General features: G+C 71.7%; 16 protein-coding genes. 9 read left to right on the plus strand and 7 right to left on the minus strand.

The features are described from left to right. Window positions 1-111 precede the first annotated feature (111 nt). Window positions 112-939 (plus strand): class II glutamine amidotransferase, encoded by an 828-nt coding sequence (locus ACIBO1_RS18245; protein ID WP_396747823.1) that lies wholly within the window; start codon window positions 112-114, stop codon window positions 937-939. On the opposite strand, the gene ACIBO1_RS18250 is transcribed toward ACIBO1_RS18245, so the two are convergent. Further along, a complete protein-coding gene (locus ACIBO1_RS18250; RefSeq protein WP_396747825.1) occupies window positions 908-1,453 on the minus strand; it encodes a GNAT family N-acetyltransferase in 546 nt (181 codons plus the stop codon). The two genes, ACIBO1_RS18245 and ACIBO1_RS18250, sit on opposite strands and share 32 nt — an antisense overlap. A 170-nt stretch (window positions 1,454-1,623) precedes the next feature. Here ACIBO1_RS18250 and ACIBO1_RS18255 point away from each other — a divergent pair, with 170 nt between their 5' ends. Continuing rightward, window positions 1,624-2,190, plus strand: a complete 567-nt coding sequence (locus ACIBO1_RS18255) for a DUF2087 domain-containing protein (protein ID WP_396747828.1) — start codon at window positions 1,624-1,626, stop codon at window positions 2,188-2,190. 57 nt (window positions 2,191-2,247) lie between these two features. Here ACIBO1_RS18255 and ACIBO1_RS18260 read toward each other — a convergent pair whose 3' ends face one another. Both ACIBO1_RS18260 and ACIBO1_RS18265 read right to left on the minus strand, forming a co-directional pair. Beyond that, complete coding sequence (locus ACIBO1_RS18260) at window positions 2,248-2,424, minus strand: hypothetical protein (RefSeq protein WP_396747831.1); 177 nt, start codon at window positions 2,422-2,424, stop codon at window positions 2,248-2,250. Window positions 2,425-2,510: 86 nt separating this feature from the next. Further along, window positions 2,511-3,734: a serine hydrolase domain-containing protein gene (locus ACIBO1_RS18265; RefSeq protein ID WP_396748235.1), complete on the minus strand. Its 1,224-nt coding sequence runs from the start codon at window positions 3,732-3,734 to the stop codon at window positions 2,511-2,513. Window positions 3,735-4,147: 413 nt separating this feature from the next. Between ACIBO1_RS18265 and ACIBO1_RS18270 the strand changes: the two genes are divergently transcribed. From ACIBO1_RS18270 to ACIBO1_RS18295, 6 genes are all read left to right on the plus strand, one after another. Then, a complete protein-coding gene (locus ACIBO1_RS18270) occupies window positions 4,148-7,243 on the plus strand; it encodes a hypothetical protein (RefSeq protein ID WP_396747833.1) in 3,096 nt (1,031 codons plus the stop codon). A gap of 170 nt (window positions 7,244-7,413) precedes the next feature. Continuing rightward, window positions 7,414-7,899, plus strand: a complete 486-nt coding sequence (locus ACIBO1_RS18275) for a hypothetical protein (protein WP_396747835.1) — start codon at window positions 7,414-7,416, stop codon at window positions 7,897-7,899. A 55-nt stretch (window positions 7,900-7,954) separates the two neighbouring features. After that, the gene (locus ACIBO1_RS18280; RefSeq protein WP_396747838.1) at window positions 7,955-9,931 is read left to right on the plus strand and encodes a histidine kinase; all 1,977 of its coding nucleotides are present in this window, start codon (window positions 7,955-7,957) and stop codon (window positions 9,929-9,931) included. A gap of 51 nt (window positions 9,932-9,982) precedes the next feature. Continuing rightward, a complete protein-coding gene (locus ACIBO1_RS18285; protein ID WP_396747841.1) occupies window positions 9,983-10,624 on the plus strand; it encodes a response regulator in 642 nt (213 codons plus the stop codon). Between the two features lie 147 nt (window positions 10,625-10,771). After that, window positions 10,772-11,257 (plus strand): SRPBCC family protein, encoded by a 486-nt coding sequence (locus ACIBO1_RS18290; protein WP_396747844.1) that lies wholly within the window; start codon window positions 10,772-10,774, stop codon window positions 11,255-11,257. A gap of 19 nt (window positions 11,258-11,276) precedes the next feature. Continuing rightward, window positions 11,277-11,654, plus strand: a complete 378-nt coding sequence (locus ACIBO1_RS18295; protein ID WP_396747847.1) for an ArsR/SmtB family transcription factor — start codon at window positions 11,277-11,279, stop codon at window positions 11,652-11,654. On the opposite strand, the gene ACIBO1_RS18300 is transcribed toward ACIBO1_RS18295, so the two are convergent. Both ACIBO1_RS18300 and ACIBO1_RS18305 read right to left on the minus strand, forming a co-directional pair. Next, the gene (locus ACIBO1_RS18300; protein ID WP_396747850.1) at window positions 11,641-12,195 is read right to left on the minus strand and encodes a hypothetical protein; all 555 of its coding nucleotides are present in this window, start codon (window positions 12,193-12,195) and stop codon (window positions 11,641-11,643) included. The two genes, ACIBO1_RS18295 and ACIBO1_RS18300, sit on opposite strands and share 14 nt — an antisense overlap. A 99-nt stretch (window positions 12,196-12,294) precedes the next feature. Further along, window positions 12,295-13,251 carry an FAD-dependent oxidoreductase gene (locus ACIBO1_RS18305; protein WP_396747853.1) on the minus strand — a complete coding sequence of 319 codons (957 nt, stop codon included), beginning with the start codon at window positions 13,249-13,251 and terminating at the stop codon, window positions 12,295-12,297. A 110-nt stretch (window positions 13,252-13,361) separates the two neighbouring features. On the opposite strand from ACIBO1_RS18305, the gene ACIBO1_RS18310 reads away from it, so the two are divergent. After that, window positions 13,362-14,270 (plus strand): LysR family transcriptional regulator, encoded by a 909-nt coding sequence (locus tag ACIBO1_RS18310; protein ID WP_396747856.1) that lies wholly within the window; start codon window positions 13,362-13,364, stop codon window positions 14,268-14,270. 29 nt (window positions 14,271-14,299) lie between these two features. Here ACIBO1_RS18310 and ACIBO1_RS18315 read toward each other — a convergent pair whose 3' ends face one another. Continuing rightward, window positions 14,300-14,713 (minus strand): hypothetical protein, encoded by a 414-nt coding sequence (locus ACIBO1_RS18315; RefSeq protein WP_396747859.1) that lies wholly within the window; start codon window positions 14,711-14,713, stop codon window positions 14,300-14,302. A 56-nt stretch (window positions 14,714-14,769) separates the two neighbouring features. Continuing rightward, the gene (locus ACIBO1_RS18320; protein ID WP_396747862.1) at window positions 14,770-16,026 is read right to left on the minus strand and encodes a signal peptidase I; all 1,257 of its coding nucleotides are present in this window, start codon (window positions 16,024-16,026) and stop codon (window positions 14,770-14,772) included. Window positions 16,027-16,031: the final 5 nt, after the last annotated feature.

Genomic DNA, 16,031 nt, shown 5'->3' on the forward strand with positions numbered 1-16,031 from the left:
CGGTTGTCCTCACAAACCATCGATGATCAACGCGGTGGCCGTCTCCATGCCCACGCCACGCCCGACGCCCAAGCCAAGTGACGTTGGAGTACTAACCCCGGGAGTGTGCCCATGTGCCGTCTGTTGGGTGTGGTCGGCGCGTCCGCCGGTCGCCTGACCGATCTGCTCGCCACCGAACTGCCCGGATTCACCGCACTGTCGGCCGAACACGGCGACGGCTGGGGCGTGGCCCACTGGCACGACGGTGAACTCCGCGTCGACAAGGAGCCGACGTCGGCCCATACCAGCCAGGGATTCACCTCCGCGCTGAGCCGGATCACCACCGACGCCGCCCTGCTGCACATCAGGCTGGCCAATCCCGGGTCACCGCTCGTCCTCGCCAACACCCACCCGTTCCGGTCGGCGACGGTCGCCTTCGCCCACAACGGTGACTTCTCCCCGGCCGACGCCGTCGACGATCTGCTCGAACCGGCGATGCGCGAAGCCGCGACCGGTACGACCGACAGCGAACGGTTCTTCCTCCTGGTCAGGCAGTTCCTGCGCCGCACCGACCCGGTGACCGCGCTGAGTTCGGCCGCAGCCGAGGTGCGCCGTCGTGCCACCCGGTACAGCGGCCTCAACTGCCTGCTGCTCACCGAGCAGTCGCTGTTCGCCTATGCCGACCACGATCCGGACTCCGCTGTCAGCCGACGCCGCGGCCCCGGGTTCTTCCCCCTCAACTACCTCGTCGAACCCGATCGGGTGGTGGTCGCCTCGACCGGCTGGGACCAGCCCACCCCGCCCTGGCACCACCTGGACCAACGGCACGTGCTCGAGGTCCGTCGCTCCGATCTGCGGGTCTCCCGGCACCTGACGCGGCCCGAACTGCTCCCGGTCGCCGCCGCCGTGCGGGGTCCGAGCGGCATCCTCAGTGGCCCGTCGGCCTCGCCGCGCGGGTGAACACCGTCAACGGCCATCCCTCCACCTGATAGGAGAACCGGCGCTCCCAGCCCGCCCGCTCATAGAGTCGCGCTGCCGCCGCCTCGGGATGGGTGGCCAGCCAGGCAGGGTAGTCACCGACCTGACGCGCCAGCAGCTTCCGACCCAATCCCCGTCCTCGGTGTGCCGCAGGGACCATCAGCTCTGCCACCACCATCGCCGGTGCCACCAGCAGCGCTGCCACGTCCGGCGACGCGGCCTCCCGCACCGCGATGTCGAACGCGTTCGCCGCCGGCAGTTCGGTCGGCGCGGGCCACCCGTACACGACGCCGGTGACCTCGCCGTCCTGCTCGGCGATCCAGCCGTACGCCCCCGGTTGCCCGGCATGCCGGGCGAGCCGGGTGGGAAAGTCCGCGATCTTCTCGGCCGGTTCGTTCCACGGCGGCGCCGCGAAGCACTCTCGGTAGATCGGATGGAGTTGTGCGACCGACTGCTGCAGCCCGACTCCGTCCACCTCTCTGAACACGAGGGACATCTCCACCACCTTATTGCCAAGAAATTGCAACTGCTAGACCGTGGCGGCCAATGTACGCGGCGGTGATCCACAGGACAACCTGCGATGTCGGGATCCGACGGTCCACCCCGGCCCTGGCCCGACCGGGAACCTGCTCGTCGGAGTCGAGGGTGACTGGGCAGAATGATCGGATGTCCGCCGAAGCCGCGCACGCCGCGGAGATCCTCGCCGCGCTCGCCGCCCCCGAGCGCCTGCGGGCGTTGGCTGAACTCGCCCGCCGTGGCGAAGACGGGCTCACCGTCAATCAACTGGCGCAGGCGCTGGACATCCCCGTGTCGAAGGCCGGAGCGGCCCTCGCCCGGCTCCACGCGATCGGTGTGGTCACCGGCACCGGCGTGTACCGGGCCCGGCTCGACGCCCTGCGGGAGACCGCCGCCGACCTGGACCGTCAGCAGCCGATCAGCCGTCTGCTCGTGATCTATCCGGAGCTGCGGAGCGTCTTCTCGCACGGCCGGCTGACCACTCTTCCGCCGACCCTGTCGCGGCGGTGGGAGTTGCTGGCCGAGATGCTCGTCCGCTTCCTCGACCTCGACGGCCCGTGCGACGAGGACGAGATCAACCGGCGGCTGGCTGCGGTCACCGACGACGTGGCCGGCGCGCGACGGATGCTTGTCGACGCCGGCTGGTTGGAACGCGACCGCGCCGGCACGACCTACGGCACGTCCCGCACGGTGCCCGCGCGCGAATCGTCCGCCTGATCGGACAACGCACAGACGTGCGGCCGGGACGGTGCTGTCCCGGCCGCACGGTGCGGATCAGATGTTGGAGATGCGGAAGACCGTGGTGGCGGTGTCACCGCGCGCCGCACGGTCTCCGGCTGCCGCCGACTCCTCCGGGGTCGCCCCACGAGCCATGGCCCTGGCCACGGCCGCGTTGCGCTGCTCTTCGATCTTCCGCCTACGCCGCTGGGTGAACCTGCTCCAGATAGACATGCAGAAGATCTTCCCGATCGCGCACCGACCAAACCGGTGCACGGGCGATCATCGGATCGCCCGTGCACCGTCGACGTCCGGACGGGTCAGGAGACCGCCACCACCGCGTCGTTGCCCGGCATCCGGGTCACGCTCGGCAACTGCGGCGCGGCCTGTGCCGAACGGCTGCTCACGCCGTTGGCCGGGCACATCGCGGTCAGCAGGAACGTCTGCCAGGCGATGTCGACCGGATGCGCGTCGGGCAGCCCGATCTGGTAATGGCTGAGGTTGATCCCGGAGGAGACCTGGCGCCCACTGTCCCGGCTGTGCAGTGAGTACGTCAGGTGACCGATGACCGCGCCGTCGTGACCCCAGAACTCGCCGCACGGGGTGGGCAGCGAATAGATGCCCAGACCGTAGCCACCGGCCTCCGGCAGTTCCGGCACCATCGGCACCCGGGTGAGCATCTGGTCGAGGGTCGCCGGACGGAGCAGGTCACCACGGAGCAGCGCCCGGAAGAACGTGTTCAGGTCCGCCGTGGTGGAGATCATCTCGCCCGCCGCACCTGCCCAGCTCATGTTGAACCCGCTCATGTCGCGGACGCCGAAGGGGGCGAAGTAGGCGCCACCGTGCGGGCCACGGATCGTCGGATCGGTGCCCGGGAAGGACGTGCCGGTCAGCTTCAGCGGTCGCAGGATCCGCCGCTGCACCTCGGCCGCCGTGCTGTTGCCGGTGACCGCCTCGATCAGCATTCCGGCCAGGACGTAGTTGGTGTTCGAGTAGCTGAACCGCTCGCCGGGTGCGTTGGTCGGCGGCATGGCCAGGCCCGTGGCGACCAGCTCGGCCGGCGCGTACGTGGTGACCTGCATCCGGTTGATCGCCGCGTACGAGTCGATCATCGCGTTGGTGTAGTTGCCGATACCGCTGGTGTGGTTCAGCAACATCCGGACGGTGACCTGGGTGCCGAGTTCGCCCGGCACCACGTCGGGTAGCCGCTGCCCGATCGGGTCGTCCAGACCCAGCCGACCGTCGTCGACGAGCTGGAGCACGGTGGTGGCGACGAACGTCTTGGTGATGCTGCCGATGCGGTGACGCATCTGCGGCTGCATCGGTCGCGGCGTGGTCAGGAACGCCTGGCCGGCGGCTCCCTGCCAGTCGTGTCGGCCGTCGCGCACGGCGGCCAGCGCGCCGGGCACACCGGCCTCGGGCACGGCCGCCAGCCCGGCACGCAGCCCGGTGCGGTCCAGCTGTCCGGCGGACGCCCCGGGCTGCGCCACGGCGGAGGCGGGTACGACAGCGATCGTGGCGACCAGCGTGAGGCTGGTGGCCACCACCTTCATTGTCCGAAGAGTACGAGACATGGAAATAGCATCGATGTGTCCTGGTCGGAGTGCATCGTGCTCAGGCGCGAGATTCGCCTCCCACTGCGGAGTGAGCCGCATTCGACCAGCGACCTACCGCAGCACCACCGCCGCAGGTCTTGCGCATGACCCGCCACCCGGCCGGTACGGATGTCCCTGGACGACGGGCGTTCGTCCCTGCCCTCCGGGACGTCCCGCCCACCAGCCTCGGAACGGTCAGGTTCGATGTGGCCCGGCCCGTCCGGTCCCGGTCTTGGGAGGAACACGTGGTGACGACAGCGGCGAAAGGGCCGGGCAGACCGCCCGGCCGACACGGCAGGCCCACGGGCCGCCGGGGCACCCTCGGACGGTGGTGTGCCGTCGGGATCGCGGCGGTGCTGACCGTGACCATGCACCAGACTCCGGCGCGGGCGGTCGAGCAGGTGCCGTTCGACGAGCACACCGTGCACGGTGCGCTCTTCGCTGCCGTGGTGCAGCTCCACGACAACGGTGCCGCCGGGCTCACCGACGCCCTGCTCACCGCCGAACTGCTGGACTGGCGCACGGCGAACCCGAACGCCGACGCCGCCCAGGTGGCGGCACACGCCAACGGCACCCGCGCGGCCGTCGCCACGGTGGCGCCCGACGGCAGCGGGGAGGAGCGGTCCCGCTTCGCTCTGGCGATGGCCCTGCTGGCGCGACTGGGGGAGACCCCGAGCAGCGGCGCGGTGCTCACCGGCCCGGCGCTGCGGCTCTTCCTGGACAGCACCGTCGGCGCCGAGGGCGCCAACGTCGTACCGGACATGCTGAACCTGGTCCGTGGCGGCTACCAGGACGCCGCGTGGAACGCGAAGTCCCGCGACGTCGTCCGCGAGACCTGGATGGAGCTGCACCGACGGGCCAAGGTGGACGACCCGCTGACCGTCGGGTGGGACGCCGCGTTCACCGGCCGCACCAAGACGGCGGTCCGCACCCCGGTGGACACGTTGCTGGCCACCCGCATCCACGAACCGCGTCCGGACGGCAACGCCGGCACGCTCGGCCACTACGTGCCGCTGACCGCCATCCGGGACGAGCGCGACGACCCGGCCGCCTTCCGCGCGTTGGTGCAGGACCGTGCCTACGCGGCGCTGGCCGTGCTGGACGCGGGCGGACGGGCCCGGGCCGACGAGGTGGTGGCCAGGGCGGCGACCTACCCGCTCAACGGCGACCCGAAGCCGACCTCGGCGGTCATCGACGAGGAGAAGCGCAAGACCGCCGAGAACAAGACCATCTTCGAGGGGCTCGGCTCCACGGTCAGCGTGCTCTCCACGGTGATGGGGTTCCACGACAAGAAGTTCGGCAAGCAACTGGAGACCATCGGCAAGGCGATCGTCACCTCGGTCACCGCCATCAACACGTACATGACCACCGTGCTCGGCCAGGGGCTGAGCACCGCCGCCATCGCCATGGGCACCGCGGTGCTCACCGGTAACCTGCTCGGCGCGGCGGTGAGCCTGATCGGTCTGTTCGCCGGTGGCGGGGACCCGAACGCCGCCGTGCAGGCCGAGATCGGCAAGCTCCGGGACCAGATCAACCGCCTGGCCCAGGGCATGGACCGGCGCTTCGACCGGATCGAGGCGGCGCTCGGCGAGATGTACGCCAACCTGGTCTCCCAGCTCGACGCGCTGACCCGGTCGCTGGACCAGGTTCACGCCAACCTGAGCCGGATCGCCACCCAGTTGCAGACCATCGAACGCAAGGTCGACGCGATGGCGCTCGCCACCCACGTGGCGTTGCAGAACATCGCCCGCGACCCGCTGAACACGGTCATCACCACCTACGTGCACCACAAGGAGATCACCGGGGAACCGATCCCGGACTACATCAACACGTACTTCCCGAAGGCCGAGTCGCCGACGTTCGAGTTCGCCACGCTGCGCGCCGCCGCCGAGGGCACCTTCACCGTCCCGGCTGGGACGAGCACCGCCGACCCGGTCTCGCAGCTCGACCTCTTCCTGCCCGAGGGCTCGATCAACTACCTGACCCAGTGGGCCGGTCAGCGGGTCGGCGGCGCCTGGACCACCGGACCGGTGGCCAACGCCGCGGCCTGGAAGACCGCCGCCCGCACCTACAACATCCTGCAACTGCAGAACCCGCAGTACGCCAGGCGGATCGACACCGGGCGGGCCGAGGCGGTGGCGCTGGCCGGTGACGAGATCAACGAGCGGGTCCGGCAGTTCAGCGAGCCGACCGACGACGGGGCCACCAACCCGCTGTTCACCGCGCTGGTCGCCGATTACCGCACCGCCATGAACGGCTGGCGGGACCAGGTCGACAACGTCCGCCGCGCGGTGCTCTGGAACGGCAGCGACGCGATCCCCGAGTACGACATGTGGGGCAGCCCGGACCAGCAGATCGCCGCCGGGAACCGGATCGGCGAGACCGGCTCGATCGGCCCCTGCACCGGCACTCTCGGCAACCGTGCCGTCCCGGCGACCCTGCGGCACAACACCCTGCCGAACCCGTTCCAGTTGGCCGCCCACGGCCTGCCGCCGGCCCACCGTCCCTCCTTCACGAGCTGCTACGAGGCGCAGTTCGTCAACGTGGTGGAGAACGAGGGACCGCGCTTCCACACCACGAGCGGGGACCTGCAGATCACCGTGCGGTCCCGGGTGAAGTGGGCCGGCGGGGACTGGCAGCAGGTCCGCAGCGCCACCCGGGTCTTCCCGATCGGCGTCTACTGCTCCTGGAACGTCCGTTCCCAGGTGCCCGACGGCTACTGCTACGACGAGCGCAAGTTCCTCGACGAGCGGTGGAACACCACCTATCGGACGGCCTTCGAGTCCGCCGCGATCCCGACGGTCGACGCCCAGACGGCGACCGCCCGGGCCAAGGCCGCCAGCATGCTCGCCGGCCGGCAGAAGTACTTCTACCGGGTGATGCTGGCCGGCTCCGGCACCGCCGCGCCGGACCCCGGCACCTGGGACTCGGCCAAGGCGCTGTGGCAGCAGGGCAAGAAGGTCTCCAACGCGCTGCGACTGCTGCAGGCGTACACCGAGTTGGGTTGGGGTTCCGCCCTGGAGTCCGACGACGGCCTGCGCGGTCTGCTCTTCGGCAGCCACGGCCTGCCGGCCGACTGGGCCCGGCCCCGCAGCGACGCCGACCAGTCCGCCAACCGGCACCTGCACAACGCGATGGCGCAGGCGATGGCGAACTACGCCAGCTGCACGCAGGTCGACGGCTGGGACCCGTGCGGCGGCGACCAGTCCGGATTCAACCCCCTGGCCAACCAGGGCCAGTACGGTGCCGGCTGCCCGCAGGCGACGAGCGGGGCACCTCGTGACCCGCTCAGCGCCTGCCTGTTCGGCGCGGCCGAGCTGCGGGCCAACCAGCTCGCCGCGCGATACAGCCACTGGTCCGGGCGGGTGGACGCCGGAGCGCACGTCGAAGGACTGCCGGACGTCACCGCCACGGTCGACATGACCCGCGCGGCCAGCCGGGCGGTCCGGTTGGGCTGACCGGGCGGGCCACGATCCCGCCGACCCGGGACATCCGCCCCGGGTCGGCGGGACACCCGCCGCGCGACGATGGGCAGGTCGGACCTTCGCCGACGAACGCGACACCCGCAGCAGTCCCACTGTGGACCCCCGCGCGTGTCTACGCTTCGCGTGATCCTGAGGAGACCACCATGACCCTGCCCACTCGTGAACCGGACCGCGCCTCCGCCGACATCGACCCGCGCATCGTGCTGGTCGCCGGCGACGACACCTTCTGCCACGTCTACCGCAACCTCGCCGAACTACTCGACGAGCAGAGGCACTACGACAAGCTCGACGGCCCGGTGGAGTTCTTCGACCCCACCGGCCGGCAGTTGATCCCGGTCTTCTCGCAGGACTGGCAGTTGGTGGAACTGCACCCGTCTCCCCGCCCGGCCGCGCCGGAGATCCTGCGCGAACGGTTCAAGGCGGTCCTGGCGCACGTCGAGCGGTTCGTCCGGGAACGCCCGCAGGTGCTCGGCGACCACCGGATCGACGTCGACGAGGTGCTCTCGGAGCTACCCGACTGCGACGCTCCGAACTTCACCGACGTCGTCGACGCGTTGCCGTGGCACTCGCACGGCCATCGGGGCAATCTGCTGCACAACGCCATGCACGCGGCGGGCTGGGCCCGCTGACCCGACACCTTTCCGACCCGTCCCGGAGGCTCCCTTGTCGCCGACCCCGCCACCAGTGACCGTCCGCCGTCGGGCCCTGGCGGTGGCGGGGACGGCCGTCGCGCTGCTCGTGGTGATCGGCCACCTGTGGAGCCGGGACGCCGCCGCCCAGGGCCCGGTCGCGGTGACCGCCAGCATGGCCGCCGCGTTCACCGCGCTCGGCACGCTGGTGCTCGCCGGTGTGCCGGGCCATCCGGTCGGTCGACTGATGACCGCGGCCGGACTCACCGCCGCCGTCGCGGCCCTGTCGCTGAGCTGGACCGGGATCACTCCGGTCGCCTGGGTGGGGCAGTGGCTCTGGTGGCCGCCGTACGGACTGGTCATCCTCGCCCTGCTGGTCTTCCCCGACGGCCGGCTGCCGGGACGGCGGTGGCGTCCGGTCGCGTACCTGATCGTCGTCACCACCGCCGTGGCCACCGTGGCGTTGGCGGTTGCCGCGCTCAGCGACCCCCGCCGGCTGCTGCTCTCGGCCGAGCCAGCCGCCACCGCCCAAGCCCGTACGCTGGTGCAGATCGCCCTGCTGGCGATCGGCGTCGAGGTGCTGGCGCTGCTGGCGGTGCTCTGCTCGCTGGCCGTGCGCTGGCGTCGCGCCACCGGTGAGACCCGCCAGCAGTTGGCCTGCCTGCTCGCCGCCGCGGCGTTGTTCCTGCTCGGACTCGTGCTCGACGCGCTCAACCTCTCCGGGGCCTGGGTGCTCATGGTGATCGCCATTCCCGGGGCGATGACACTCGCCGTGCTGCGCTACCGGCTCTACGGCCTGGAACAGGTGATCAACCGCACGCTGGTGTGGCTGGTGATGAGCCTGCTGCTGATCGTGGCCTTCGTCTCCACCGTGAGCCTGCTGCGTGACCTGGTGCTACGCGGCGACACCTCCAACGCCTCGCTGGTGACCACCGGGCTGATCGCGGTGACCTTCGAGCCGTTGCGGCACCGGGTGCAGCGCGGCGTCAACCGGCTGCTCTACGGCGAGCGCGACGAACCGTACGCGGTCCTGGCGCGCCTCGGGGACCTGCTGGAACGGACCGTCGAGCCGCAGGCCGTGCTGCCGCTGCTCACCCGGACCGTCGCCGGCTCCCTCCAGGTGCCCTACGTCGCGGTCGAGCTGACCGCCGACCACGACCCGGACCGGCCGCCGAGGGTGCACGCCGAACACGGCCGGCCCACCGGTTCGGTCGAACGGTTCGACATGGTCACCCACGGCGAGCGCGTCGGCTCGCTGGTGGTGGCACACCGTACCCCCGGGACCCGCTTCACCTCCGTCGAGCGACGCCTGCTCAGCGACGTCGCCCTGCACGCATCGGTGGCGGCGGCGACCGCACGGTTGATCCGTGACCTGCGGGCCTCCCGCGAGCGACTGGTCACCGCGCGGGAGGAGGAGCGGCGCCGGCTGCGTCGCGACCTGCACGACGGGCTCGGTCCCACCTTCGCCGGCATGTCCATGCAGGTACGGGCCGCCCGCAAGCTCGCCACCGACCGGCAGCGGCTGGTCGGCATCCTCGACGGGCTCGCCGAGGACCTCCGGACCTGCACCGCCGAGGTGCGGCAACTGGTCGATCAGTTACGTCCACCGGCCCTGGATCGTGGGCTGGAATCGGCCCTGCGGGCGGAGTGCCAGCGCTTCGACGGCCCCGGCCTGTCCGTGCGACTGCGGGTGGAGGACGAACTGGACCGGCTGCCCGCCGCCGTGGAGGTGGCGGCGTACCGGATCGTCGGCGAGGCCCTGGCCAACGTGGCCAGGCACGCCCAGGCCACCACCTGTGACGTGGTGGTCCGCCGGGGCCGCGCCCTGGTCGTCGAGGTGGCCGACGACGGCGTCGGCATCCGCGCCCGCCGCCCGGGTGGCGTCGGCCTGGACTCCATGCGCGAACGCGCCGCCGAACTGGGCGGCGAGTGCGACCTGGTCGACCGTGAACCGCAGGGCACCCTGGTACGGGTACGACTGCCGTTCCAGCCGGTCGCGTCGGCCCCCGTTCCGGTGGACGAACCCGGCTGACACCATGAGGCGGGCCGGTCGAGGCGGTCGGGCCGGAAGTGGGGCGAGGAGATGTCCGGACAGGGCCGGGTGCTGATCGTGGACGACCATCCGGTGGTCCGTCGTGGACTACGGATCATGTTGGAGGGGGAGAACTGGGTCAGCACCGTGCTGGAGGCCGCCACCTGTGCGGAGGCGATCCGTCTGGTGATGACCGAGCCGGTCGACGTGGTCGCCATGGACGTGGGTCTGCCCGACGGCGACGGTGTCGAGGCCACCCGCCGGATCGTGCGGGACCGTCCGGCGACGGCCGTGCTCATGCTCACCATGGCCGACGACGACGAGGTGGTGAGCCGGTCGCTGCACGCGGGCGCCCGGGGATACCTGCTCAAGGACACCGACCCCGACGTGATCGTCGACGCGTTGCGCACCGTGGCCGGGGGTGGACTCGTGCTCGGCCCCCGGGTGGGCCCTCGGGTGCTGGCCGGCCTGCAACGCCAACCGGTGGAGCTGCCCGCACCGTTCAACCAGCTCACCCCGCGCGAACGGGACATCCTGCGCTACCTGGCGGCCGGCGAGACCAATGCCCGTATCGCCCGCCGGGTCGGGTTGAGCGAGAAGACGGTCCGCAACCAGCTCTCTGCGGTCTTCGCCAAGCTCGGGGTCTCCGATCGGGTCCAGGCGGCACTCCTCGCCCGCGACGTCGGTCTCTGAGAGCCGTCCTCGGCGGCGGACGAGACCCGACCGACGTTACTCAACCAGCGGGTTGACAATCATCGGGGCGCCCTGCGATGCTCAACCGTGTGGTTGAAATAGCAGGTCACCATGCTTGTCGACGTTGCCGCAAAGGAGAGCACCACCATGACTGCCGGCACCCGTGAGACCCGGATCGTGGCCGACCCCACGGTCCCTCAGGTGATCATCACCCGCGAGTTCGACGCTCCGCCGGACGCGGTGTTCCGGGCGCACACCGATCCGGAGTTGTTCGCCCGCTGGATCGGTCCGCGAGACATCACGACCGTGATCGACGCGTGGGACTGTCGGAGCGGCGGGTCGTACCGCTACGTCCAGCAGGCCGACGGGTTCGAGGGTGGGTTCCGGGGCTGCTTCCACGACGTGCGGCCGGGTGAGCTGATCGTCCAGACCTTCACCTTCGAGGGGATGCCCGACGGCGTCGCGCTGGAACGACTCTCCTTCGAGGACCTGGGCGGGCGTACCCGGCTGACCGCGACCGCTCTCGTCGACTCGTTCGAGGACCGTGACGCGTTCCTGGCCTCGGGCATGGAGACCGGGGTACGTGAAGGTTACGAGCACCTCGATGAGCTGCTCGCCGAGCAGGGCGCATGACCATTCGACGGCGGCGGGCATGAGCACTGACACGCTGTCGCTCGTCTTCTCGGCACTGGCCGACCCGACCCGCAGGCAGATCGTGGCCCGGCTCGCCGCCGGGGACGCCACGCTGACCGAGCTGGCCGAGCCGTTCGACATGAGCCTCCAGGCCGTGGCCAAGCACCTCGCGGTTTTGGAGGACGCCGGCGTGGTGACCCGTGGCAAGGACGGGCGTCGCCGGCCCGCCCATCTCGAAGTGGAGGTCCTGGACCTGATGGCCGGGTGGATCGAGCGGTACCGCCAGCGGGCCGAGGAGCGCTACCAGCGTCTCGACGAGGTCCTCGCCGCGATGCCGGACGCCGAGAAGACGTCCGAGCCCGGCCGCGACGGCCACTGCGGCGTCAGCTCAACGTGAAGGTCACGTCGTCGACGTCGAAGGTCGTGACGCCGTTGCCGGCCGTCTCGCTGGCGAGGAAGCTGACCGTCGCGGTGCGTTCGGTCGTCGCCGTCCCGGTCGACATGGCGTACTCGCGCCACTGCGCCCCACCGTCGAAGGCCAGCGAGAACCTCGTCTTCGGAGGTATCCCGGTGACCGCCAGTCCGACGTTCAGGTAATCGCTCCGGCTGATCTCCGTGGTGGTGGTGCGGACCCAGAAGCGGACCGTCAGGTCGCAGTCGGCCGGCAGGGTCACGGTGGTACGCAGCAGGTCCGACCGCGTGACGTCCAGCCCGGCGAAGGTGGCGTAGGCGCGGCCGGCGTGTGCGGGTCGCGCCGCGTCGCCGAGCACGACGATGCGGGGGCCGGCCGTCCAGCCGGTGGTGCCGCGTTCGAACCCCGGGTTGGCGTGGATCTGCCCGGCGCAGGGCGCGTCGGTCGGCGGCGGACCGGCGGGAGTGCTGCCCGTGGCCAGGAACAGCAGGGCCGCAGCCGAGACGGCGGTGACGAAACCCCTCATGTGTCCTCCCCGTGTCAAGACATCTATAAAATCGACTTTGCTCGATGGCGTGTGGAGCGTCAAGCCCTTCCCGGATCGGCTCCGAGGTCGGTGTCCCGCTCAGCCGCTTACCGCGAGATCGGCCACCTCGGCGGCACATCCCCAGGACAGGGTGACCCCGGCCCCGCCGTGGCCGTAGGCGTGCACGAGCCGACGCCCGGGGCCGGCCGACGGGTCCAGCTCGACCCGGGGGCCGCCGTGCCGGGCCGGACGCAGGCCGATCCGTTCGCCGAGCACCGGGGCGTCGGTGAGTTCCGGCACGAGGGCGACGCAGCGCCGTCGGATCGCCAGCGCGGTGTCCGGGTCGGGCGCGGTGTGCCCCACACCCGGCTGGTACGTGCCGCCGAGAACGACGTCGTGTCGGCGCGGGTGCACGTAGGTGATCCCGGCCGGGTCGTCCTCGTCGCGTACCGAGACGGTCAGGCCCGGGTTCGCCACCAGCACCAGATGCCCACGCACCGGATGGACGGCCGGGTCGGCCGCGAGTCGACCGGCGGCCAGGCCGGTCGCGTTCACGACCGTCGGCGCGAGGTCGAACACATCGGCGAGCCGGTCCACCCGGTGGCGTACCAGCCGCCCACCGTCGGCCTCCAACCGCTGCCGGAGCCAGCCCAGGTACGGCGTCATCTCCACCGTCGGCGCGGTGAACCGCAGCACTGCCGTGTACGGCGGCGTCGCCGGCTCCGCCACCAGGTCCGCGCACGCCGCCGACCACCACGGCGGCCCGGTGTACGGACCGCGCAGCAGCATCCGGGTCGGCCGGTCGACCACCCCCGGCACGCCGTCGGTCGCCTGGCGGCTCAACTCGATCCGGGTCCGGCGTGCCCAGTCCGACACCCGGGGATCCTCGTCGGTGTGGCTCGGATACCAGACCGCGGCGGCCACCGTCGACACCGTGTCCGCCGGATCGCCGGCCGACAGCACGGTCACCCGTGCCCCGCGTCGCGCGAGGGTGACGGCTGCCGTCATCCCGACGATCCCACCGCCGACCACCACCACGTCCGTCGCTGCCGTCATCGCTGGCTCCCGTCTGTCGAACCGCCTGTCTCGAATCGTGGCGGCGACGCTGCGGCGACGTCCAAGACGAAGTGGGACGGTCGGCGATAAGTGGCGCTTATGGTGGCTCCATGTCCGACCCGCCGGCCCGGGAAGCCTGGTCCGACCTGCGCCGACTGCGGTACTTCGCGGTGCTCGCCGAGGAACTGCACTTCACCCGGGCCGCCGCGCGGCTGCGCGTCGCCCAACCCGCGCTCAGCCAGCAGATCCGTGCGCTGGAACGTCAGCTCGGCGTACCGCTCCTGCACCGCACCAGCCGGGGCTGCACGCTGACCGAGGTGGGCGCGCGGGTCGCCGACGAAGCCGTGCGGCTGCTCGCCGAGGTGGACGCGGCGACCGCCCGCATCCGGGGCCTGGCGGGCGGCCGGGGCGGCCGGCTACGCCTGGCGTACACCCGGTCGGCGCGCGGCGGCCGGGTCGACGACCTGGTGGCCCGGTTCCGGGCCGCCCACCCGGAGGTCGAGGTGGTCCCGGAGACGGCCTGGACGGCGCCGAACGTGGCCGGACTGCTGGCCGGCCGGCTCGACGCGGCGTTCGTCCGCCCACCGCTCGACGATCCGGCGCTGGCCTGCCGGACGGTCGACACCGAGGAACTGCTGCTGGCCCTGCCCGCAGACCACCCACTGGCCGCCGGTCGACGCCGGATCAGCCGGGCGGAGGTGGTCGACCTGCCGGCCGTGATGTGGCCCCGGGAGAACGGCCCCGGCATGTTCGACCGGACGATCGCGCAGGTCTGGCCGCGCGGCGGCTTCCGGCTCGTCCGGCAGGAGCCGGACGACGAGCAGTTGCTGCGGGCGGTGGCGCAGGGCGACGTGGTCGCGGCCGTCCCGGCCGGTCGGGCGCGCGCGCTGCGGATGCGCGGGGTACGCCTGCGCCGCTTCACCGCCCCGACACCCACCGTGGACGTGGCCCTGGCCTGGCCCCGGGACAGCACGAACCCGGCCCTGCGCAGGTTCCTCGCGCTGCTGGCCCAGCCCTGAGCCGTGCGAGGATCACGGCTGTCGCGGTATTACGGCACGCTGCAGGTGTAGAGCACCGCGGTCAGCATGCCGAGCGAGCCGGTGACCTGGGTCGACGTCCAACCACCGGGGCCGTTCGCGACCAGTCGGAAGGTGCCGGTGCCGATGGAGAGTAGTCCGCCGGGGACGGTGACGCTGGTGGCGGTGGGGCCGAGTGTCCCGCCGCCGGTGAAGCTGCCGGACAGCGACCACGTGAAGCCGCTGCGGGTCAGGCCCCCGACGGGCAGCGTCCAGGTGAAGGTCGGCGGGGTGAGCGCACCCGCGCTGCACTGCAGGTTGGTCGGTGGACTGACCGTGCCGGCCTGGAGGGTTCCTCGGCCGTACTCGGTGTCGGTCCAGGCGGCCAGCGTCGACCGGGGCGGTGCGAGCACCCCGACCGTGAAGGCGAGCAGCGTCGCACCCACGAACCAGCGCCGTCCGGTCCTCGCCCAGGTGTGTCGGGCCGGCCTCCACCGACGCCTCACGGTTGCTCCACCCGGACCCGACGCCTGCGTACGGCGAGCACGAGCAGCAGGCCGGCGAGCAGCGCACCGGCCCCGACGGCCAACGGCGTCCGCAGATCCGGCCCGGTACGCGGAAGCGGCCCGACCGTGCCGCCGGCCGAGGCCCGGTCACCGAACCCGGTCGCGGTGACGACCAGGTCCGCCGACCCGGAGGCCGTCGAACCCGCGAGCAGACTCGCGGTGACCAGGACCCACCGTTGCTGGTCGGCGCGCATCGAGCTGACGGTGATCGGCTCTGCGGTCAACCTGGTGGCCGGACCGTCGGCCAGCACCTGCTGCTCCTGGCCGGTGGGGCAGGCACCCTGCACCCACCGCTGCGGGCAGACGGCGGCCGTCACCTGGAGTCCGTCCGGCCTGGCGGCGAGCGGACCGGAGGCCGACAGCGAGATGGTCACCGTGCCGGGCTGCGGCGCGTGTGCCGAGACGCCCACCTGCCAGGGCACCGGTTCCTCCGGCGCCATGGTGGTCATCCGCGCCTCGTCGCCGATCGAGACCAGGGTGAGGAACCGACTCCGGATGACGTCCTCGGACGGTTCGGCGCGGGCCGTGCCGGGTGCCGCCAGCACCGCAGCGGTCACGCCCGGCAGCACCGCCACGATCAGGAGCAGGCATCGCAGGGTCGAACTCGGGTACGCGTCCGTCTCCCGGTCCGGCGTCGACCCGTCCGGCCCCGACCGGCCCGGCCGCCGATGACGCCCCGACGGCTGCGGCTCACTGCGCGGCCAGAAGGCCCAGGTGACGATCGCGGCGGTGCCGATCGTGATCACGCTCATCGCGTACACGTTCGACACGGTGCGGACCGCGTACCCGAGCCGGGGCACCGACCACTCGACCAGCCGCACGTGGGTCACCGCGTACGGCGCGGCATCGTTGGACTCGTTCGCGTCCCCGCGCATGGTGAGCAGCCGCGTGGACCCGCCGCCGTCGGCGACGTCGACCACCCGGTGGGTGATCGGTGCCAGCGGCGTACGGTCGACGGTGACGACGTCTCCGACGGCGACCTCGGACGCGGGGATCTCCCGTACCACCGCCAGCGATCCGGCAGGGATGGTCGGGCTCATCGACCCGGTCTTGAACAGGATGAGCGAGATGTCGAAGAAGAACGCCAGCGGGACGAGGACGACGCACACCGTCCCGCCGACGGCGAGCAGGGTCAGCACCAGGTCACCGACCCGCGCGAGGAGTCCGCGCCGCTGACGCCCTCGTCCCATCATCCGAC

This window comes from Micromonospora sp. NPDC049903 (assembly GCF_044460945.1).
GTDB lineage: Bacteria > Actinomycetota > Actinomycetes > Mycobacteriales > Micromonosporaceae > Micromonospora.

Excerpts from the sequence above, each read along its gene's own strand:
- ACIBO1_RS18245 (WP_396747823.1), top strand. The coding sequence starts at position 112 with ATGTGCCGTCTGTTGGGTGTGGTCGGCGCGTCCGCCGGTCGCCTGACC.
- ACIBO1_RS18250 (WP_396747825.1), bottom strand. The coding sequence starts at position 1,453 with ATGTCCCTCGTGTTCAGAGAGGTGGACGGAGTCGGGCTGCAGCAGTCG.
- ACIBO1_RS18255 (WP_396747828.1), top strand. The coding sequence starts at position 1,624 with ATGTCCGCCGAAGCCGCGCACGCCGCGGAGATCCTCGCCGCGCTCGCC.
- ACIBO1_RS18260 (WP_396747831.1), bottom strand. The coding sequence starts at position 2,424 with ATGTCTATCTGGAGCAGGTTCACCCAGCGGCGTAGGCGGAAGATCGAA.
- ACIBO1_RS18275 (WP_396747835.1), top strand. The coding sequence starts at position 7,414 with ATGACCCTGCCCACTCGTGAACCGGACCGCGCCTCCGCCGACATCGAC.
- ACIBO1_RS18285 (WP_396747841.1), top strand. The coding sequence starts at position 9,983 with ATGTCCGGACAGGGCCGGGTGCTGATCGTGGACGACCATCCGGTGGTC.
- ACIBO1_RS18290 (WP_396747844.1), top strand. The coding sequence starts at position 10,772 with ATGACTGCCGGCACCCGTGAGACCCGGATCGTGGCCGACCCCACGGTC.
- ACIBO1_RS18295 (WP_396747847.1), top strand. The coding sequence starts at position 11,277 with ATGAGCACTGACACGCTGTCGCTCGTCTTCTCGGCACTGGCCGACCCG.
- ACIBO1_RS18300 (WP_396747850.1), bottom strand. The coding sequence starts at position 12,195 with ATGAGGGGTTTCGTCACCGCCGTCTCGGCTGCGGCCCTGCTGTTCCTG.
- ACIBO1_RS18305 (WP_396747853.1), bottom strand. The coding sequence starts at position 13,251 with ATGACGGCAGCGACGGACGTGGTGGTGGTCGGCGGTGGGATCGTCGGG.
- ACIBO1_RS18310 (WP_396747856.1), top strand. The coding sequence starts at position 13,362 with ATGTCCGACCCGCCGGCCCGGGAAGCCTGGTCCGACCTGCGCCGACTG.
- ACIBO1_RS18320 (WP_396747862.1), bottom strand. The coding sequence starts at position 16,026 with ATGATGGGACGAGGGCGTCAGCGGCGCGGACTCCTCGCGCGGGTCGGT.